At 61.8% G+C, this 19,659-nt stretch carries 22 protein-coding genes, 1 other RNA gene and 1 riboswitch; of the genes, 13 read left to right on the top strand and 10 right to left on the bottom strand.

The features are described from left to right. The first annotated feature begins 71 nt into the window (after positions 1-71). Positions 72-719 (top strand): GDSL-type esterase/lipase family protein, encoded by a 648-nt coding sequence (locus AC1RJY_RS06225; protein ID WP_011775296.1) that lies wholly within the window; start codon positions 72-74, stop codon positions 717-719. Here the strand turns inward: AC1RJY_RS06225 and AC1RJY_RS06220 are convergent. Further along, positions 697-903, bottom strand: coding sequence for a hypothetical protein (locus AC1RJY_RS06220; RefSeq protein WP_238324325.1), 207 nt, complete (start codon positions 901-903; stop codon positions 697-699). The two genes, AC1RJY_RS06225 and AC1RJY_RS06220, sit on opposite strands and share 23 nt — an antisense overlap. A 7-nt stretch (positions 904-910) precedes the next feature. Between AC1RJY_RS06220 and AC1RJY_RS06215 the strand changes: the two genes are divergently transcribed. From AC1RJY_RS06215 to AC1RJY_RS06200, 4 genes are all read left to right on the top strand, one after another. Next, positions 911-2,011, top strand: a complete 1,101-nt coding sequence (locus AC1RJY_RS06215; protein ID WP_498601842.1) for a serine hydrolase domain-containing protein — start codon at positions 911-913, stop codon at positions 2,009-2,011. A gap of 103 nt (positions 2,012-2,114) precedes the next feature. Then, entirely contained in the window at positions 2,115-2,963 is an 849-nt protein-coding gene (locus tag AC1RJY_RS06210) for a DUF4097 family beta strand repeat-containing protein (RefSeq protein WP_014922204.1), read from the top strand. Further along, positions 2,963-3,577 (top strand): PadR family transcriptional regulator, encoded by a 615-nt coding sequence (locus tag AC1RJY_RS06205; protein WP_011775299.1) that lies wholly within the window; start codon positions 2,963-2,965, stop codon positions 3,575-3,577. The genes AC1RJY_RS06210 and AC1RJY_RS06205 overlap by 1 nt, the downstream gene beginning before the upstream one ends. Positions 3,578-3,690: 113 nt before the next feature. Further along, positions 3,691-3,765: a 50S ribosomal protein bL37 gene (locus AC1RJY_RS06200; protein WP_369299106.1), complete on the top strand. Its 75-nt coding sequence runs from the start codon at positions 3,691-3,693 to the stop codon at positions 3,763-3,765. Positions 3,766-3,896: 131 nt separating this feature from the next. Here AC1RJY_RS06200 and rsrA read toward each other — a convergent pair whose 3' ends face one another. After that, positions 3,897-4,157, bottom strand: a complete 261-nt coding sequence (gene rsrA / locus AC1RJY_RS06195; protein WP_011775300.1) for a mycothiol system anti-sigma-R factor — start codon at positions 4,155-4,157, stop codon at positions 3,897-3,899. Beyond that, entirely contained in the window at positions 4,154-4,951 is a 798-nt protein-coding gene (locus AC1RJY_RS06190) for a sigma-70 family RNA polymerase sigma factor (protein WP_011775301.1), read from the bottom strand. The genes rsrA and AC1RJY_RS06190 overlap by 4 nt, the downstream gene beginning before the upstream one ends. 181 nt (positions 4,952-5,132) lie before the next feature. Here AC1RJY_RS06190 and AC1RJY_RS06185 point away from each other — a divergent pair, with 181 nt between their 5' ends. The 7 genes from AC1RJY_RS06185 (at position 5,133) to AC1RJY_RS06155 (ending at position 12,379) form a co-directional block, all read left to right on the top strand. Further along, complete coding sequence (locus AC1RJY_RS06185; RefSeq protein WP_011775302.1) at positions 5,133-5,648, top strand: DoxX family membrane protein; 516 nt, start codon at positions 5,133-5,135, stop codon at positions 5,646-5,648. Positions 5,649-5,654: 6 nt separating this feature from the next. Then, positions 5,655-7,025 (top strand): 3-phosphoshikimate 1-carboxyvinyltransferase, encoded by a 1,371-nt coding sequence (aroA, locus tag AC1RJY_RS06180; protein WP_043470431.1) that lies wholly within the window; start codon positions 5,655-5,657, stop codon positions 7,023-7,025. Between the two features lie 2 nt (positions 7,026-7,027). Further along, positions 7,028-8,143: a ribosome small subunit-dependent GTPase A gene (gene rsgA, locus AC1RJY_RS06175; protein WP_011775304.1), complete on the top strand. Its 1,116-nt coding sequence runs from the start codon at positions 7,028-7,030 to the stop codon at positions 8,141-8,143. A 55-nt stretch (positions 8,144-8,198) separates the two neighbouring features. Continuing rightward, the gene (gene hisN, locus AC1RJY_RS06170) at positions 8,199-9,011 is read left to right on the top strand and encodes a histidinol-phosphatase (RefSeq protein ID WP_011775305.1); all 813 of its coding nucleotides are present in this window, start codon (positions 8,199-8,201) and stop codon (positions 9,009-9,011) included. 180 nt (positions 9,012-9,191) lie between these two features. Beyond that, positions 9,192-9,305: riboswitch (SAM riboswitch) on the top strand. A gap of 31 nt (positions 9,306-9,336) precedes the next feature. After that, positions 9,337-10,746 (top strand): aminotransferase class V-fold PLP-dependent enzyme, encoded by a 1,410-nt coding sequence (locus AC1RJY_RS06165; RefSeq protein ID WP_014922207.1) that lies wholly within the window; start codon positions 9,337-9,339, stop codon positions 10,744-10,746. Between the two features lie 85 nt (positions 10,747-10,831). Beyond that, positions 10,832-11,656 carry a class I SAM-dependent methyltransferase gene (locus AC1RJY_RS06160; RefSeq protein ID WP_498601975.1) on the top strand — a complete coding sequence of 275 codons (825 nt, stop codon included), beginning with the start codon at positions 10,832-10,834 and terminating at the stop codon, positions 11,654-11,656. A gap of 9 nt (positions 11,657-11,665) precedes the next feature. After that, positions 11,666-12,379, top strand: a complete 714-nt coding sequence (locus AC1RJY_RS06155; RefSeq protein ID WP_498601839.1) for a metal-dependent transcriptional regulator — start codon at positions 11,666-11,668, stop codon at positions 12,377-12,379. Positions 12,380-12,397: 18 nt separating this feature from the next. On the opposite strand, the gene AC1RJY_RS06150 is transcribed toward AC1RJY_RS06155, so the two are convergent. Next, positions 12,398-13,852 carry an MFS transporter gene (locus AC1RJY_RS06150; protein WP_498601837.1) on the bottom strand — a complete coding sequence of 485 codons (1,455 nt, stop codon included), beginning with the start codon at positions 13,850-13,852 and terminating at the stop codon, positions 12,398-12,400. A gap of 31 nt (positions 13,853-13,883) precedes the next feature. Between AC1RJY_RS06150 and AC1RJY_RS06145 the strand changes: the two genes are divergently transcribed. Next, entirely contained in the window at positions 13,884-14,258 is a 375-nt protein-coding gene (locus AC1RJY_RS06145; protein ID WP_498601836.1) for a hypothetical protein, read from the top strand. A 25-nt stretch (positions 14,259-14,283) separates the two neighbouring features. Here the strand turns inward: AC1RJY_RS06145 and AC1RJY_RS06140 are convergent, their stop codons facing one another. The 6 genes from AC1RJY_RS06140 to ftsE all read right to left on the bottom strand — a co-directional run bounded on the left by AC1RJY_RS06140 (position 14,284) and on the right by ftsE (position 19,602). Further along, the gene (locus AC1RJY_RS06140; RefSeq protein WP_498601834.1) at positions 14,284-15,267 is read right to left on the bottom strand and encodes a S1C family serine protease; all 984 of its coding nucleotides are present in this window, start codon (positions 15,265-15,267) and stop codon (positions 14,284-14,286) included. A gap of 175 nt (positions 15,268-15,442) precedes the next feature. Further along, positions 15,443-15,811: a transfer-messenger RNA gene (ssrA, locus tag AC1RJY_RS06135) on the bottom strand. A gap of 97 nt (positions 15,812-15,908) precedes the next feature. Further along, on the bottom strand, positions 15,909-16,379 hold the full coding sequence (smpB, locus tag AC1RJY_RS06130; protein WP_017198498.1) for an SsrA-binding protein SmpB: 471 nt from the start codon (positions 16,377-16,379) through the stop codon (positions 15,909-15,911). Between the two features lie 76 nt (positions 16,380-16,455). After that, entirely contained in the window at positions 16,456-17,871 is a 1,416-nt protein-coding gene (locus AC1RJY_RS06125; RefSeq protein ID WP_498601832.1) for a peptidoglycan DD-metalloendopeptidase family protein, read from the bottom strand. Positions 17,872-17,926: 55 nt separating this feature from the next. After that, positions 17,927-18,841: a permease-like cell division protein FtsX gene (gene ftsX / locus AC1RJY_RS06120; RefSeq protein WP_014922213.1), complete on the bottom strand. Its 915-nt coding sequence runs from the start codon at positions 18,839-18,841 to the stop codon at positions 17,927-17,929. After that, on the bottom strand, positions 18,838-19,602 hold the full coding sequence (ftsE, locus tag AC1RJY_RS06115) for a cell division ATP-binding protein FtsE (protein ID WP_017198501.1): 765 nt from the start codon (positions 19,600-19,602) through the stop codon (positions 18,838-18,840). The genes ftsX and ftsE overlap by 4 nt, the downstream gene beginning before the upstream one ends. Positions 19,603-19,659 lie beyond the last annotated feature (57 nt).

The following is a 19,659-nucleotide window of genomic DNA, read 5'->3' as shown; positions in this document are numbered from 1 at the left end:
GGAGCGATGAGCGCGCCTCAGGCCGGGCAGTTCTGTTTAATGGGACAGGTACCCGGTTCCCAAACCGGCCGATGATTCGGAAACCGTGCAAGGACCGTAACGAGTGTGAAGAGGTAACCGTGGAAGACAGGAAGCTGCGCATCGCAGCTGTAGGAGATGAACTGCTCGCGGGTCTGGGGGATCCCCGCGCATTGGGTTGGCTCGGAAGAGTGCTGGCCCGCACGCCCCAGGACTCCGTTGTGGTGGAAAGTTTCCCGCTCCCCTGCCCCATGGAAGGCACTGAGGGCCTCGCCGCCCGCTGGCAGGACGAGGCCGGCAGGCGCTTCAGCGACACGCATGAGAATCGATTGGTGATCGGTCTTTCGGGGCGCGACCTCGAGTTTGGTCTGTCCACGGCGCGCAGCCGTTTGAATCTTGCCAACATCCTGGACGGCGCTTCACACAGCAGCGTGGAAGTCTTTGTGGTGGGCCCGCCCCCCACGCTTGATCCCGCCCGCAACAAACGGCTTGCTGAACTGAACACTGCCTTCGCTGATGTCACCACGCGACGAAACCACCACTACGTTGACACGTTCTCCCCCTTGCTCAATCATGAGCAGTGGAGGACGGACCTCGCAGCCAATGGGGGAACACCGGGCCAGGCCGGCTACGGATTAATTGCGTGGCTTGTCCTGCACCGCGGCTGGTTCCAGTGGCTTAATATCGCACAACCGGAGTAGCCATGACACGGATCGTGAAGGTTTCTGTCAGAGCACCATTCACCGCGGCCATTGTTGCCGCAGTGGTAGCCACAGTTTCCTGCAGTTCCGGTCCGCCCTCTCCTTCAGCGACGTCGCCAACAGCCACGCCCACGGCTTCGTCATCAACGATTTCGTCATCAACATCCTCGCCATCAACGGCCACAGCTGCGTTGCAGCCATTCGACGCCGGAACCCTGCGCGCCGACTTCGAGCGGACCGCGAAGGAAGTCCTTGTCCCCGGAGCGGTGATGTTGTTGGTGACCCCCGAAGGGACACTCACGGCTTCTTACGGCACTGGTGTCCGCGACGCCCAGCGCGCAGTATCCACAGAGGACCATATCCGGGTGGGCTCCGTCACCAAGACCTGGACCACAACAGCCATTCTGCAGATGGTCCAGGAGGGCAAGCTTTCCTTGGACGATCCGGTGTCCCGGCACCGGCCCGACGTTCCCAACGGGGACAACATCACTATCGATCAGCTGCTGACCATGCGGAGCGGGCTGTTCAACTACACGGAAACCCTCGAGCTCAATTCGGCCATGGACACGGACCCGCAAAGGGCTTGGCAACCGGACGAACTTCTAGCCCTGGCCTACAAACACCCACCGTACTTTGCGCCTGGCCAGGGTTTCCATTACTCCAACACCAACACGGTCCTGCTGGGCCTCATCGCCGAAAAGATCGCCGGGAAACCGTTGGGGCAACTGTTCAAGGAACGCATCTTCGAGCCGCTGGGCATGAAGGGAACAGTGTTCCCCGACATCGCGTCGAACAGTATTCCCGAACCCCATCCCCAGGGCTACTTCTTCGGGGACAACGTCCTGACCATGACGAATCCCGCACTCCCGGAGGCCATGCAGCAGGAAGCCAACGCCGGCACGCTCGCACCCAACGACGTCACTGACGTCAATCCATCGTGGGCTTGGGCAGCGGGTTCGGGGATCTCCACGGCCACTGATCTGAAGACTCTTGGGGAGGCCCTTGTCAACGGAAAGCTCCTGAACGCCGAACTGCAACAAAAGCGGCTTGAGACCGTCACGCCCACGAACCCGGACGACCCGCGCAGTGCCTCGTATGGTTTGGGGATCGCGAAGTTCGGTAATCTCTACGGCCACACCGGAGAACTTCCAGGCTTCAACACCTTCATGGGCAGCGATCCTGCGAATTCCGTCACGTTGGTGGTGTGGACCAATTTGGCGCCCGCTGCCGACGGCCGCGATCCCGCGGTAATCATCGCCCGCTCGCTCATCGGCAAGATTTACAGGTCATAGCCCTGACCTGCCGTCCGGCATTAGTCAACAAACCATTGCCTCCTGGCTAGACGCGATATATCGTGTTTTCTATCAACGCGATATATCGCAACTTGGAGGGATCATGTCTGACGAACTATGGACCGTGACGGGCCCGCAAACCATTGATGTGGAGAATGTCCGCTCTCTCAAACTGGGCATTGTCAAAGGCCGCTTTGACGTGGTGACGCACGACGAGCCGTTTGTCCGCATCGAGATCAGCGAGATCACGGGCGACCCTCTGACGGTCACGCTTGTTGACGGAAGGCTGGAAGTACGCCACCAACTCCAAGGACCGCAGGGCTGGTTCCGCAACCTGATGGGTACCGTCAACAACACCAGCAGCAACTCGGTGATCGTCGGCATTGCGCTACCATCCGGCGTCGACGTTGAGGCGGGTACCGTGAGCGGTGACGGCATGGTCTCGGGAATCAGCGGCCGCACTCGTCTGAACACGGTCTCCGGTTCGGTCCTTGCCGACAGCACCAGCGGCGAATTGCACGTCAATACAGTCAGTGGCGAGGTCATCGCCAGAAACCACGACGGCGTCCTGACCGCCAAGAGCGTCTCAGGCGAAGTCACCGCTTCGGGCAAGTTCAAGAACGTCCGTGCGAGCACCGTGAGCGGCGACCTCAGCTTTGACCTGCAGGACTACACCAACGACCTCGGGGCCAATTCCGTCTCCGGAGACCTGACTATCCGGCTGCCACATGATGTCGGCCTGGACATCGTGGCGAAGTCGGCCAGCGGTACCGTGGTGATCGACGACCAGATGTACGCCCAGCCCGGCAGCAACGTTCACACCATTGTGGGCCCGGACGAAAAACTGATGCTGGTTCGGACCAACACGATGTCCGGGAAGACCTACATCATGCACGGATCGGCGCCCACACCGGAAAACGGCCACCCGGCCCCCGGGGAATCGGGCCTCTGATGCCCCCGGTTTTTGCGCACGGCGCCCTGCGACTGTACCTGCTTGCCTTGCTCGAGACAGGTCCGAAGCACGGCTATGAGCTGATCAAGGAGTTGGGCGAGCGATTCGGCGGCACCTACTCCCCCAGCGCCGGAACCATCTACCCGCGTTTGGGAAAGCTGGAGGAGGAAGGCCTCGTTGCCACGGAGGCCGAAGGGCGTCGCACCAAGTACCTCATCACTGATGCCGGCCGCGCTGAGCTGGACAGCCGCCGGCAGGAGCTTGCCGATGTAGAGGACACAATTTCGGCCTCCGTCAGGCGGCTCGCCGACAATCTGCGGGAGGACATCCGAACCAATATGCGCGGCTTGCGGGCAGATCTCGCAGCCACCGCCGAGGCCGCCCGCACCAGCGCTTCTTCGGCTGCTTTTCGGAGCAGGACAGCGGGCTACACTCCTGAAGGTCAGCGCATCCTCAAGGAAGCGGAACTATTGGTCCAGTCCTTCAGGGACGACATTCGTGTCGAATTGCGCCAGCACGGCGCCGCTCATCCGCTGACTCCCATTGCGCTTGAAACCGTGCGCACTGTATTGGACCAGGCCCGCATCTCGATCAGGAACTCGCTGCGAAACTGACTAACGGGCTGCTCCGAGGGAGCACGACACCCGCCCGGTTCGCGGCGCAGCGCTCTGATGTGCGAAACTGGAGGGCAGCTTTATTGAGTATCAATCCTTGAAGGAGGCCAGCTATGAGCAAGCGTGCACGTAAGCGTCGTGACCGTAAGCGCGGCGGCGCGAACCACGGCAAGCGTCCCAACACCTAAGCCATCGGCTTAGCGTCACAGGCTTAAAAGCGAAGGACCCGGAAACCATGCGGTTTCCGGGTCCTTCGCAGTTAAGAGCTGGAGAAGTTGCCCCCCTGTGAAGGGATCAGCTCTGGAGCGCCGGAGTTGTATCAGGCGTCCACGGCTTTGATGGAGTGAATCCTGTCAAGAATCGAGTTCTTGAGGTTTTCCGGCGCAGATTCAGTGCATGAGCGCTTGACCATGGTGCGGATGAGGCACTCAAGGTCGTACTGCTCGGCACATTCCTCGCAGGTGTCCAGGTGCTGCTTGATCTCAGTGAGGTCCTCGCGGGTCAACGCACCGTCGAGGTACTCGTAGATCCGCTGCATTCGCGTATCGTCGCAATCGCCCAATCCCTGGCAGTCGCTCATTTCTCTTTCTCCTGATTGTTGCTTCCGGCCGCGGCCTGATCATCGGTTTGGGCCCTGAAGCCCCGTTCGGCGGCATAGTCCGCCAGCATGTCCCGCAGCATCTTCCTGCCGCGGTGCAACCGTGACATGACCGTGCCGATCGGGGTGTTCATGATTTCTGAAATTTGCTTGTAGGCGTACCCTTCAACATCCGCGAAGTAGACCGCCAGCCGGAATTCCTCAGGAATTGACTGCAAAGCGTTCTTCACGTCGGAGTCAGGGAGGTGGTCCAGAGCCTCAGTCTCAGCGGACCGTAAGCCCGCGGAGGTATGCGACTCCGCCTTGGCCAACTGCCAATCCTCGATCGTGTCCGAGTTGGACTGCAGAGGCTCACGCTGCCGCTTCCGATAGAGATTGATGTACGTGTTGGTCAGGATGCGGTACAGCCAGGCCTTAAGGTTGGTACCCGGCTTGTACTGGTGAAAGGCCGAAAACGCCTTGGTGTAAGCCTCTTGGACCAGATCTTCGGCATCGGAGGGGTTGCGCGCCATCCGCATGGCTGCCGAATACAGTTGGTCCACGTACTGCATCGCGTCGCGCTCAAAGCGTTCCCGCCGCTGTTCAGGAGTCTCCGTAGCAGGATCGACGTCGGGTGCAACAGCTGCGTCGTCGTCCGCGTCGGCTGCCTGGTACATGGCCGCTGCGGCCGGTTCAATGGTGCTCATCGTTGCCAAGTCTACTGTCAGCGTGGGCGAATCCGGCTGCGCACCAAACCCAACCTCCGGTAGAACCATGCGGTCCTTCACCAAAGTCAAAAAACCAACTCCGTTCAGCGAGGCGGCATCACCATGCCGCGGTCCGGTCTCCGCCGCACCTGAAACTCACAACGGCTGCCGCTGGGTAAATATTCCGCAAAAGTGCAAGACTAGAGCAGACTGCACCCCTTGAGCACAACACTCATCGAACTAATGTGGCAAGCCATCCAGGAGGCAAGACATGTCTGTTATCCGTTTTCTCGCACGTCCCATGCTCGCGTCCAGCTTCGTCGTCGCAGGGCTGGACAAGCTCAGGAACGCGGACGACACTGCGAAGCAACTCTCACCCGTCCTTCGCCGCGCCTCGGAATCCCTGCCCTTCAAAACTGACGAAAAGACACTCGCGCGCGTCATCGGCGGTGCACAGCTGGGCGCCGGAGCATTGCTCGGACTCGGCAAACTCTCCCGCTTCGCCGCCACGGTCCTCGCTATCACGTCGGCCTTGAACTCCTATGTCGAGTGGCGTTCGGCCGATATCAGCACGAAGGAAGGCCGGAGCGCCCGCAAGGCCCAGTTGCTGAAGAACATTTCCCTCACGGGCGGCGTGCTTCTTGCCTCAGTTGATACAGAAGGCCGTCCGAGCATTGCCTGGCGGGCAGAACACTTGGCGGCCGATGCCAAAAAAGTGACAGGCAAGCAGATCAAGCGCGCAGACAAAGCAGTTCGCAAAGCCGTAGACAACGCAGTTGGAGCATAAGGAAGCATGACAGGCACCACCCCTGCTAACACCGAATCAACAAAAGCCGCCACCACGCTCCCCTTGTGGCCGGCCCCTCATGCCAAGGGGCCCGTGGACGCGACGGTGACGGTCCCCGGTTCAAAGTCCCTGACAAACCGGTTCCTAGTGTTAGCGGCTTTGGCGGATGGTCCCTCACGGTTGAGGGCTCCCCTTCATTCCCGCGACTCCGCACTGATGATCCAAGCCCTCCGGCAGTTGGGTGCAACCGTCACCGAAGTACCCGGTGACGGCCACTTCGGACCGGACTTGGAAATTACACCCATGGATCCGGCCGCGTCGGGCGCGGAGACGGCAATCGACTGCGGACTGGCCGGAACCGTCATGCGGTTCGTTCCACCGTTGGCGGCACTGCGTAACGGCGTTACAGTCTTCGACGGCGACCCCCACGCACGCAACAGACCCATGGGAACCATCATCGAAGCCTTGATCGCCCTCGGCGTTCCGGTGGCAGCGGACGGCGGCAGGACGCCGTCGTCCCTTCCCTTCGCTGTGGACGGTACCGGCGAGGTCCGGGGCGGCCATCTGGTGATTGACGCCAGCGCATCGTCCCAGTTCGTTTCCGCGTTGCTGCTGGTGGGTGCCCGCTTCGTTGAGGGCCTGCATCTGGAGCACGTGGGCAAGCCCGTTCCCAGCTTGGACCACATCACCATGACCGTGGAGGTCCTCCGCAGCGTGGGCGTGGTCGTGGACGATTCCGTACCCAACCACTGGCGGGTCTCCCCTGGCCGCATCCGGGCTTTTGACCAGCGTATCGAACAAGACCTCTCCAACGCAGGGCCTTTCCTCGCCGCCGCGCTGGCCACGCGTGGCACCGTCCGCATTCCCAATTGGCCTGCCGGCACCACACAAGTGGGCGACCAGTGGCGCACCATCCTGACCGCCTTGGGAGCAGAGGTGACCTTCCAGGACGGAACGCTGACAGTGACTGGCGGCGCCGAAATTAAGGGAGCCGACTTCGACGAAACCAGCGAGCTGGCACCTACTGTTGCCGCGCTGTGCGCGTTGGCCACCGGGACCTCCCGGTTAACCGGCATTGCCCACCTCCGCGGGCACGAAACTGACCGGCTTGCCGCCCTTGTAGCCGAGATCAACGGCCTCGGAGGCGACGCGGAAGAGACCGCCGATGGCTTGGTGATCCGGCCGGCGACCCTTCACGGGGGCGTGGTCCACAGCTATGCCGACCACCGCATGGCTACTGCCGGCGCGATCCTTGGTCTCGCCGTCGAAGGCGTACAGGTTGAGGACATCGCCACGACGTCCAAGACCATGCCGGAATTCCCACAGATGTGGGCGGCCATGCTGCAGCCAACCGATGCCGATGAGGCCAGTAACTGATCATGGGCCGTGACGCACGTTCCTGGGACGAATCCGACGTCCGGATCCGTCCCAGCAAAAAAGGATCCAGGCCCCGCACCAAGGATCGCCCCAGCCACGATGACGCCGTGATAGGCAGGATCATCACCGTGGACCGCGGGCGCTACAGGGCTATTGTGGGCGAAGATTCCGCACATGAGCGCATCGTGATTGCAGCCCGCGCCCGTGAACTGCGGCGCAATCCCGTTGTCCCTGGCGACTTCGTCGCTTTGGTGGGTGACGTCTCCGGGTCCCCCGACACTCTGGCGCGCCTGGTGCGGGTGGAAGAGCGGAAGACGCTCCTTCGCCGCAGCGCGGATGATACGGACCCCATCGAACGAGTGGTTGTAGCCAATGCCGATCAGCTCGTTGTGGTTGTTGCGGCGGCCAACCCGGAACCACGTACTGGATTTATTGACCGTGCTTTGGTTGCAGCATACGACGCCGGCATCGAGCCGTTGCTGCTTATCACCAAGGCGGACGTCAAGGATCCGGCGGAGCTCCTTGCCAATTACCTGAGCTTGGACTTTCCCGTGATCATCAGCCGTACGGCTGACTCCGAGGCCGGCGGCATCGATGCCCGCTCGGATGATGGACTCTCAGCCCGGCTGGACAAGGACGCCGTCTCCCAGCTCCGCTCACATCTGGGTGGCAAAGTCACCGTCATGCTCGGCCACTCAGGTGTAGGCAAATCCACCATGGTCAATGCACTGACGGGGGCAGAGCGCGCCACTGGCGGCGTCAACGCGGTGACGGGCCGTGGCCGGCACACGTCATCCTCGGCTTTGGCGCTGAAGCTGGACGATGCCCCGTCCGGCAGCTGGATCATCGATACTCCCGGCATACGCTCCTTCGGCTTGGCGCATGTGGACCCGGACCGGATCCTCCATTCCTTCCCGGACCTTGAGCCCGGCACGGAAACCTGCGACCGCGGCTGCAAGCACGGTGCCACCGCCACCAATTGCGGGCTTGATGCATGGGTGAACGATGGCCATGCAGGCCCATCAGGAGTGGCGCGGCTGGCCTCCCTGCGCCGCTTGCTGGGTGCAGACCCACGACTCGAAGCGAAAGAGACCAAGGAACTGGGCACCGTCAACTGATCGTTACCGGCTTCACGTCCCCAATGAGGCGAACGATTCAGGATAGTTTGGTGGCATGACCCATCCCGTTTCCACGTACAACGATGACCTGCGCCTTGCCCATGTCCTCGCTGACTCAGTCGATGCCCAGACCATGGATCGCTTCAAAGCGCTGGACCTCAAGATCGAAACCAAGCCCGACCTCACGCCTGTCACTGACGCTGACAAGGCCGCTGAGGAAGCAATCCGCGGTCAGCTGTCCCGCTCGCGCCCACGTGATGCGGTCCTGGGCGAGGAGTTCGGCAGCAGCGGCCACGGCTCGCGCCGCTGGATCATCGACCCCATCGACGGAACCAAGAACTTCGTCCGGGGTGTTCCGGTGTGGGCAACGTTGATCGCCCTCGTGGACGAAGGCGAACCCGTCGTGGGCGTCGTGAGCGCCCCCGCGTTGGGCAAACGCTGGTGGGCTGCCAAGGACATGGGTGCCTACATGGGGCGGTCCCTCGCCTCGGCCACCCGCCTCAAAGTTTCCAACGTCTCCAGCCTGGCAGACGCCTCCATGTCCTACTCAAGCCTTTCGGGCTGGAAGGAACGGGGCAACCTTGACGAGTTCCTGGACCTCACCGAAGACGTCTGGCGCACGCGTGCCTATGGTGACTTCTGGTCGTACTGTCTCGTGGCCGAGGGCGCAGTGGACATCGCCTGCGAGCCTGAGCTGAACCTTTATGACATGGCAGCACTCGTCCCCATCGTCACTGAGGCCGGCGGCCGTTTCACGTCCCTGGAAGGCGAAGACGGTCCTTTCGGCGGCAATGCACTGGCTACCAACTCGATCCTTCACTCCGAGGTCCTCAAGCGGCTCAACCCCGGCCTGGACGACCTTCTCTAAACATTTCATCGCCTTGTCCAACCAGTAGGCGACGGAATTTTCGACGGCGGCAGCCCCCTTTTGGGGGTCTCCGCCGTTTTTTATTCGACGAAGCAGGCATTTTGCCTTCCGCGTAACAAAAGGCTTAACAATCGGCAGCGGCTTTGGATGGGCCCCCGGACGTGCTCTAGCCTTTTTACAGGTCACGAGTGCCAGCGCTAAACCCCGGTTTGCTGGCCGGCAACCCTCCATTCGCGGTGGGGTGCCCCGGGTGACGACCCGGCCGGTCCGGAACGGATGCGGCAAGCGCGGATCCCCTCCGGGGGTCCCTCTTGAGTGAGGTCCCATGAGCACTGTCACGTTCGACTCAAACATCATTCCGTCCTTCGCCGCAGAAACCACAGCAGAAACAGCCCCTGCTGCACGGCCGCTGGCCGCTGTTACCGGCGCCGAGTTGCAGGCGCCCCTGATTCAGGGCGGACATGTTCGCTACGCAAACCTCGACTACGGGGCATCGGCTCCGGCGTTGACCATCGTCTCGGCGTACCTCAACGAAGTCCTTCCCTACTACGCGAGTGTCCACCGCGGCGCAGGCTACGCCTCCCAAATCAGCACGTCGGTGTACGAGAACTCCAGGAACATCGTCCGTGACTTCGTCGGTGGGCGGCCGGATGATTCTGTCATCTTCACCCGGAACACCACGGACTCCTTGAACCTGCTGGCCGGGTGCCTTCCGCAGATCGACGGCAAGCCCGCAGGCGAGGTCCTGTACCTGGATATCGAGCACCACGCCAACCTGCTTCCATGGCAGGGTGTACCGCACCGCAGCGTCGTAGCGGCCCCCACCCTGTCCGCCACACTGGACAAACTCCGCGGAGAGTTGGCTCAGGGCGGTGTCAGCCTGCTTGCGGTGACCGGAGCCTCCAACGTCACCGGCGAAATTCTTCCCATCGCAGAACTTGCTTCCCTGGCCCACGAATACGGTGCGCGGATCGTGGTGGATGCCGCCCAGCTCGCTCCGCACCGCCGGATCAATATCACCGAAGCAGACGTCGACTACATTGTCTTCTCCGGACACAAGCTCTACGCTCCCTTCGGCGCCGGCGTCGTGGTGGGCCGTCCCGACTGGCTCGACGCCGGCACTCCGCATCTGGCCGGTGGCGGCGCGGTCCGTGAAGCCCGTTTGGACTCCGTCAACTGGGCGGCCGGCCCCGCACGGCACGAGGGCGGCTCCCCCAACGTGCTGGGAGCGGCAACGCTCGCTCGCGCCACCCAGGTGCTCGCAGGCCTGGACCAGGACGCGTGGCACGCCCACGAGGCTGCCATCCGCTCGTACTTGGTGGAAGGCCTGGAGGCCATCGACGGCGTGACAGTCCACAAGATCTTCACTGACTCCTTGGACACCATCGGTGTGGTCAATTTCTCCGTCGAAGGATTCGACGCCGGATTGGTGGCCGCTTACCTGGCAGCGGAGCACGGCGTGGGCCTGCGAGATGGCCGCTTTTGCGCCCACCCGCTCCTCAAGCGCCTCGGGCTTCCCTCAGGCTCTTTGCGCGCCAGCTTCGGCGTCGGCTCCCGGTTGGAGGACGCCACCAGGCTGCTAGCAGGCATCCAAGGGCTCAAGCGCGACGGACTGGGCTGGGACTACGTGGTGGACGAGGGCCGCTGGGTTCCCGCCAATGACCACCGCAGCTACCCCGAGTGGGCGCCAAACACTCCGGGCACTGCGGGCGCAGCTCCCTGCACTGTCGACTAAGAACACAGTGAACCGGGCGTCCCGGCCGCTGCGGTAAATTCGTAGGGTACCTTTTGGCCACCCTGTGAAGGAGTTCTGCGTGTCCCTGCGTTCCCCGGGCGCCGCAAACGATGCGGCCGGCATTCCCGGACCCGCTGGCCCGCGAGGTCCCAAGCTCCACGCTGCCCGTCGGCGGGAACTCGGCCAGAGCTTCCAGGACGGCGGAGAACACTATGACCGCGTGCGCCCCGGCTATCCACTGGACTCTCTGGATTGGCTCGTTCCTCCCGGGGCGCGGTCCGCGGCCGACCTCGGTGCGGGCACAGGCAAGTTCACGGCACTCCTCATCGAACGCGGACTGGCCGTCACCGCCGTCGATCCTTCCACGGACATGCTGGAGCAATTGCGAAAGAGCTACCCCCACGTCAACGCGTTGGAGGGAACGGCAGAGGCAACCGGACTGACGGACTCAGCATTCGACGTCGTCAGCGTTGCCCAGGCCTGGCACTGGTGCGAGCCCCTCGCAGCGAGCACGGAGATCGCCCGGATCCTGCAGCCCCACGGGGTCCTGGGGTTGATCTGGAATCAATTGGACACTTCGGTTCCCTGGGTTCACCGCCTTTCACGCATCATGCATGCAGGCGATGTCCACAAGCCCGGTTTCCGGCCAGTCGTCGGTCCGGAGTTCGAAGGCCTGGAATCCCACCTGACCAGGTGGGAGGATTCCCTGACGCCGGAGGACATCATGGAATTGACCAAGTCCCGCAGCTACTATCTCCGTGCCAACGATGCCACCCGGGCGAAGGTCATGCACAACCTGGAGTGGTACCTCCACGAGCACCTCGGTCATGCCCCGGGTGAAAGCATCGGGTTGCCCTACATGACGCAAACCTGGCGGGCATTCAAAATTCAGGGCACGACGCCACGGTAGGCTTAGGGTGTGAAGACCAGTACGCCCTCCTCCTCGATTGAGGACTACGTCAAGGTCATCTACTCCTACACGGAGTGGCAGGACAAACCAATTACGTCCTCCCAGCTCGCCCAGCGCTTGGGGGTGGCCAATTCCTCGGTGTCCGAGATGGTACGCAAGCTCAAGGACCAGGGCTTGGTTGATCACCAACCCTATAGCGCCATCAGGCTGACCCCTCAAGGTATGCGGCTCGCCCTCTCCATGGTTCGCCGGCACCGGCTCATTGAGACGTACCTGGTGGAGGAACTCGGCTACAGCTGGGACGAAGTCCATGACGAAGCCGAAATGTTGGAACATGCGGTGTCCGATACGTTCATAGAGCGTATGTCTGCCAAGCTTGGCCATCCTGTCCGGGACCCGCACGGCGACCCTATTCCGTCGTCCGATGGTTCAGTCGAGTTGCCGCACGCCTACCGGATGATCGAACTGGACCAGGGCCACTCGGGCCGCATCACACGAATCAGCGACGAAAATCCGGACCTCCTGCGCTACCTTGCCTCGGAGGAGATATCCCTGGACGCACCGATCGAAGTCGTGGGCCGTAAACCCTTCGGCGGAGCCTTGGTAGTGCGCATCGGCAGCGGCGCAAAAGGCCGCGAGTTCGACCTCGCGGACGAAGTCACCTCGGCCCTCTGGGTCCAGAGCTCCGAGACGCACGAAGGGTGCGTTCTTCCGGCCCGTTAAGCCGGGGCGCCTCAGAGGTCAGCCGCGCTGCCCGGCCGCACCGCCGTCGTCGGAGGCTGTATCAGGTTCGCTGAGAGTGGTGGTCGCGACTTCCTGTACCGGGTTCCGGATTCCGACGGCGGACGCCACCGCCCCGAACAGGAACAGGCCTGCTGTCACCAGCAAGGCGTTGTAGAGACCGTCCCTGGTGAAAACCGGCCCCACAATCACCCCGGCAAAGGCGATGGAGATCAGGCCCGCAATACGGGCCACGGCGTTGTTCACGGCCGAACCAATCCCGGCTTCCTCCGAAGGGACAGCGCCCAGGATGGCGGCCGTCAGGGGCGCCACCAACGTCGCCAGGCCAAGGCCAAAGACAATCTGCCCCGGGAGCACCTGCGTCCAGTAGTTGAGCGGGTCCTGAACAGACAGCGACATCAGGAACCCCGCCCCGCACAATAAGGGGCCGATCGTCATGAACCATCTTGCCCCGTACTTGCCAGCGAGGCCGCCAAAGTACGATGCACCCAGCATCAGGATGACTGTGCCGGGAAGCAGCGCCATACCCGCCACCGTGGCGCCCATGCCGCCCACTTGCTGCAGATAGATGCCCAACACGAAGAAGCCCAGGGAAATGGCGGCATAGATGGCCAGCGTGGCGAGATTACCCCAGGCAAAGTTGCGGATACTGAAAAGTCTCAGCGGCAACATGGGTTCAGCAGTCCTGGACTCGTGAACCAGGAACAGAACCATGGCAACTACACCCACCAGAAGCGGAGCCCACACCTGGGCACTGCTCCATCCCATCCTCCCCTGTTCGATGAAGGCATACACCGGTCCTCCCAGGCCCACCATGGCCAGGAAAGCCCCCAGGTAGTCGATGCTCTTGCTCTTGTCCCTCGTGGCATCGGACGCCCGGAGACCGGCAAGCATGGGCCAAATGGCAACCGCGGGTATGACGTTGATGAAGAAGATGACCCGCCAGGACAGAAGATCCACGGCCACACCACCGATGAGCGGACCCACAATGGCCGCGGCGCTTGTCCAGCCGGACCATTGCCCAATGGCCTTCGACTGCGCCGGGCCTGAGAACGACGAGATGATCATGGCAAGCGAACTCGGAACCAGGAGGGCGCCAGCGATCCCTTGGAGCGCCCGCGAAACCACCAGCACTTCTCCGGTCCATGCCAGCCCGCACATGACCGAGGTCAGCGCGAAACCGGCGAGGCCCCATTCAAGAATCCTTGCCCTGCCGAAATGGTCGGATAATGAGCCGGCCACCAGGATCAACGCCCCCAAGGTGAGCAAGTACGCGTCCACCACCCATTGCTGAATGACCAGGCCGCCACCCAGTTCACGCCCGATCGCCGGAAGTGCGAGATTCACCACAAATCCATCAAGGATCGCGATGAACGAAGCCACAATCGCCACCACAAGTACGCGCTTTTGGAGCGGAGTTCTCGGCAGGAGGGCCGCTGCGTCAGTCATGTGCACAGCCTACGCCGGGGAAGTCCCGTATCGTTGAATGGTGATTAGCAGACGTGATACCGCCTTGGCCCTTGATATTTCGATGGAAATGGCCCAACGCCACGGCATTCCGTCCCGCCTCTCAGAGGCCGAGCTCAGGGAGATGCAGGACAACCCCCCGGCGTGGCTGGTACAGTCCCGGGCCAACCGCACCGGCAAGCGACCCGTCTGGGTCCATCTGACATGCGCTGTGTGCGGCTACTCCGAAGCCGTTCGCCCCAAGAAATGGTGGCCGGACTTCTCCTTCGTCTTTTGCGGCACCCACCGAAACAACGAACTTCCCGAACTCTTCCTCGGCGACGTACGCAGCGAATACGAGGGCGTCGGAAGCCGTTTCATCGGCGTGGTGGACGTTCGTGAGGACCAAGGCTAGACAGGGAGCCTCAGCCGGCAAACACCTAGGCCGGCTGACTCATTTCGGATGGCACGGCTGTGATCTTCAGGGCCTTGCCTTCGCGGAGCACCGTCAAGGGGAAAGGCTCGCCGATAGCCTCGGCAAACAGCAACTTCTGCAGGCTTTCAGCGCTGGAAACCGCACGGTCCTGCGCACGCAACACCACGTCCCCCGGTTGAAGTCCGGACAACTCCGCAGGCGAGCCCGGAATGACCTCCACCACCCGCAGACCCTCCTTCTGGCCGGTCCGAACCACCGCACTCGCGTCGAGGGGTATCGGAGTGCTGACCAAGCCAAGGTAAGCGCGGCGAACGCGGCCGTCCCTCAGCAACGACGCGATGATCCGTTGTGTCGTGGTGTTGATTGGTACTGCCAGTCCCAGCCCGAGGCCGGCAACGGCGGTGTTGATGCCCACGATGCGTCCCCTTGTGTCGGCCAATGCACCCCCGGAGTTTCCCGGATTCAGGGCGGCGTCGGTTTGGATGACATCCTCGATCACACGCCTGTGCTCCCCCGCCCTCACGGGAATGGACCGCCCCAATCCGCTCACTACGCCAGCGGTCACCGAACCGGCCAGGCCCAGCGGATTCCCCACGGCAATCACCAATTGGCCTACCCGCAACGTGTCGGCATTGCCCAGCAATGCCGGCGGCGGGGTGGGCTTCAGGCCACGGACCACTGCGAGGTCGGAGAGTGGATCTGCTCCCACCAGCTCCACATCAGTGTGCTTGCCATCAGCGAATACGGCCCGGCCGGACTGGATGCCCGCCACTACATGCGCGTTGGTCAGCATATATCCGTCGGCGGTGAAGACCACCGCGGAGCCGCTTCCCCCACGGACCCGGCCACGGCGGTCAGTACTTGTCATCTCGATCGCGGCAACGTGGGGCGTCACTGATTCAGCAACGCGTATGACGATCCGGGAGTACGCATCCAAGGCTTCATGGTCGTCTGCGGATTGCTCTTCGAATGCCGGATTTGTGCTCATCACGTGCCTCCTGCCAACGCCCAGCCACGCTTAACCGCGATCCTTCGGCAAAGCGCCCAACCAGTACAACTGCCAAGCAGGTGCCGGTAGTCCTGAACACGCTACGCCGTAGGTGAACGCACGGTGCATTCGGCAAAAGAAAACCCCCGGATCACGAGGATCCGAGGGCTTTCCGGGGTGGAGATGGGGGGAATTGAACCCCCGTCCGATGTCGTTTTGTCAGGGCTTCTCCGGGCGCAGTTCGCGTCGGATTTTCTCGGCCCCAGCCATCCTGCGAACAGGTGGCTGATCCGGGCCCAGTCATCTAAGAGTCCCGTTTACCTCAATGACGAAGGCAAACAGCAGTGGCTATCTAAATGACGCCAGGAACCGGGGCGATAGCAACCCCGGGCTGACGGACTGTCTTACTGCTTAGGCAGCGAGAGCGAAGTCAGTGCGCTTAGATTCGGCACTTATTGGTTTGCAGACAGCGTTTACGAGATAATTCTGCATCCTCGGCCCGCTTCACCTGTCGCGACTAACATCGTCGAAACCGATCATCCCCGTATTTTGTTACCAAACCCGGCAAGAGTTCTTAAACTCCTGTCGGACTACTCATCATAACGCATTCAACCGGCGGATCATTCCCGGACACGCGCTGCCTAGCGTCGGTTGCGTTCCCGCAACTCGCGCAGGGACTCACGCTTGTCCTGCTGCTCACGGAGTGTCTGGCGCTTGTCGTAATCCTTCTTACCGCGGGCGATGGCGATTTCCACCTTGGCCCGGCCATCCAGGAAGTAGAGCTGGAGAGGCACCACGGTGAATCCGGACTCGCGAATTTTCTGCGAGATCTTGTCCAGTTCATCGCGGTGCAGCAGGAGTTTACGACGGCGCCGCGCGGCATGGTTGGTCCAGCTCCCCTGATGATATTCAGGGATGTGGATGCCCTCCATCCAGAGTTCGTCGTTGTAGAAGGTACAGAAGCCATCAACCATGGAGGCATGACCTTCACGGAGGGACTTCACCTCTGTTCCCATGAGGGCAATGCCTGCCTCATAGGTGTCCAGGACATGGTAGTTGTGCCGGGCCTTCCGATTGGTGGCCACTACCTTACGGCCACTTTCCTTGGGCACGGTAGAACTCCTTGTTAGATGCGGATTTCAACTAGTGTACGCCAGCGCGGCGGAGCCTCCGCGCGCCAACCGCACGCTAGAGGAGGGTCATGGGGTCCACTGCGGCACTGTTGAGCCAGGTTTCGAAGTGCGCGTGGCAACCTGTCGAGTTACCCGTGCTGCCCGAGTATGCGATGAGTTGCCCCGCCGATACTTGCTGGCCGTTGGCTACGACAATGCTGCTGTTGTGGTAATAGATGGTGGTCAGCGAGTTGCCTTGCACCACACCATGGGACAGTTTTACCCGCCATCCGCCGCCGTCGGCCGAGTTCCAGCCCGAGTTGAAGACCTCGCCCGCCGCCGCTGCGTAGACGGGCGTGCCACACGCCGCACCGAAGTCGATGCCGGTGTGCATGTAACCACCGGTGCCATAGAAATCAATGGTGCCTGGTGGCGTTGCACGCCAGCCAAATCCGGAGGTGATGGGGACAGCACTTGCGAAGGGGTGCCGAAGGCCGAACGCCGACGGCGAACCAGCCGGCGGAGGGGAATATGGCGGTTCCGGAGGTGCAGGCCTACCTTGCGCTGCTGCTGCAGCAGCAGCCGCGGCCGCAGCCTCTTCAGCAACCCGGCGCTGTTCCGCTTCCCATGCTTCCCTCAGCTTCCGGTCACGCTCCACGATCTCGGCGGCCACCGTATTTTGTTCGGCCTTCACGCGGGCGAGATTGGCTTCGATGCCCGGTTTGGCTGCCTGAAGTTGTCCGTTGAGGCGGGTGGTGTCCTCGATCAACTTGTCTACTTCGGCCTTCTTGCTCGCCGCCTCGTCCCTTGCCGACTTTTCCCGGTCAAGTGCAGCGTCCGCCTTGGCCTTCAGGTCTTGGATTTCTTCCTCGACGGCAACGAGCCTCGCCTGGGAGTTCACGTTGGTGGCGTTCTGCTGGGTGAGTTTGGTCATCGCCGCGTTTTGGCTGCGCATGGCTTGGTCAGCCAAATCCATGGACTCGGTCAGGCTGCCGGATTCGCTGGACCCGAATAAAAGCGCGATATTCGTGGGGACGCCTCCGGATTTGTACGCCTGGGAGGCAATCTGCCCGATCAACTTCTTGGTGTCAGTGATCTTCTGCTTATCACTCTCCAACTGCTCCGTAATCTTGGCCTTGTTCTGCTGGGCAAGCTCAACCCTGGCAGCAAGTGCCTCGACTTCCTTGACCGCACTCGCCACCCGGCCCTGTGCCTCAAGCAGGGCCTGCTGTGCGCCGGGAAGGCGACCCTGGTAGATCACCAGGTCACCGGCAGCCTTTGCGATGTTTGAGTCAACAAATTCGAGTGAAGCCTGGACACGGGCCGCTTCAGCTTCCAACGCAGCCTGCTGGTCCTCGAGGCTGTCCGCCTGAGCAGTTGGAGCGCCGGACAGGAGGCTGACAGCCAGGCCCACAGCAAGAACCGCTCCCACAAACCGAGCATGACCCGACGCAAGGCGTCGGCGCAGGGGGTTCGGGTCCAACGTGGTCATCAGGAGTCCTTTTCGCTTGTCAGCATTGTTGATTGTTGAGTCAGGGCGTTCACGGCTAGACCTTCAGGTAACGCCGGAGCGTCAAAAGGGAAGATATGCCGGCCAAGCCCGCGCCAAGCGCAATGAGCACCGGCGCGATCACCAGGACCTGGGTGGAGGAGATGAACGGGGTATTGAGGAACTGCCTCGACAGGTCGCCGTTGAGCCAGAAGTGCGCCATGAGCCAGAGCGTGATGGAAGCCAGCAGTGCTCCTACTACGGCAGCAATGACACCTTCCAGGATGAACGGCAATTGGATGACCGTCTTTGACGCGCCCACGAGTCGCATGATCCCTGTCTCCCGCCGTCGGCTGAACGCCGACAGCCGGATGGTGGTGGTGATCAACAAGACCGCGCAGAAAATCATCACCGCCGCCACGCCCATGGCAGCAACCGATGCCCCGTTCATCCAGGAAAAGATGCGTTCGAGCACCTGCCGTTGGTCACTGACTGTCTCAACACCCGGTTGAGAGGAAAACGTTTCGCTGATGATTTCGTACTTTTCGGGGTTCTTCATGTTGATCCGGAAGGAGGCCGGCAACTGGTCTTCAGATACCGAATCCACTATCGGTGAGTTGGAGAACTGCTCTTTGAAGTGGGTGTACGCCTCAGCTTGCGACTCGAACTGGAAATCGTTGATGTACGGCTTGATTGCCGGGGACTCGAGCATGGCCTGAAGGTTCGCCTGCTGTTCCTTGGTGGCCGACCCCGAAGCGCACCCCACCGCCGTCGAACCGTCATTGCAGAGGAAGACCGCTACCTGGACTTTGTCGTACCAGTAGCCCTTCATCTGGTTGATCTGCATCTGCAGCATTCCTGCCGCACCCACGAACGTCAGCGAAACAAAGGTCACCAGGACCACAGAGATCACCATGGAGAGGTTCCGGCGCAGGCCGCTGCCGATCTCCCCCAGGATAAACAAAAGCCTCACAGCTGTGCCCCCTGCGCACGGTTGAGTTCCTCGCCGCTGGCATCCCTCAGCCGGCGCGATTCGCCAACCACGGGGATCATCGATGTGTAAAGCGCCTTGGCTTCGTCGCGAATGACCTTGCCGTTCTTGAGTTCCACCACGCGGCGGCGCATTTCATTGACAATGTCGTCGTCGTGGGTTGCCATGACTACCGTGGTGCCGTTCTGATTGATTTTGTCCAGGACTCCCATGATTCCCATCGAGGTGATGGGGTCCAGGTTTCCGGTCGGTTCGTCCGCCAGCAGAATGCCGGGGCGGTTTACGACGGCGCGGGCGATCGCCACGCGCTGCTGCTCGCCACCGGAAAGTTCATGGGGCATGCGACGTTCCTTGCCCTCCAGGCCGACCGTCTTCAGAACTTCCGGCACTGTCTCCCGGATAATCGAGCGACTCTTGCCGATCACCTGCATAGCGAAAGCAACGTTAGCGAAGACGTTCTTCTGCGGGAGCAACCGGAAGTCCTGGAAGACAACGCCAATTCCGCGCCGCAGCTTAGGGACGCGCCAGCTCGAAATGTTCGCAACGTTCTGGCCGGCGACGTACACGGACCCGGACGAGGCTTTGTCCTCTTTAAGGATCAACCGCAGGAACGTGGACTTGCCTGACCCTGAAGCGCCCACCAAGAAGGTGAACTCGCCGCGGTTGATCTCAAGGCTCACAGAATCGAGCGCCGGTCGGGCATTCTGCTCATAGACCTTGGTGACATTCTCAAATCTGATCATGGCCCTTAGAACCCCGCCGGACATGACATAGTCGCCCAGTCCAACAGCCGGAGCGCG

This window comes from Arthrobacter sp. GW822-FHT05G07 (assembly GCF_058799755.1).
The sequence above is the reverse complement of the archived record's forward strand: the minus strand, read 5'-3'. Positions and strand labels throughout refer to the sequence as shown.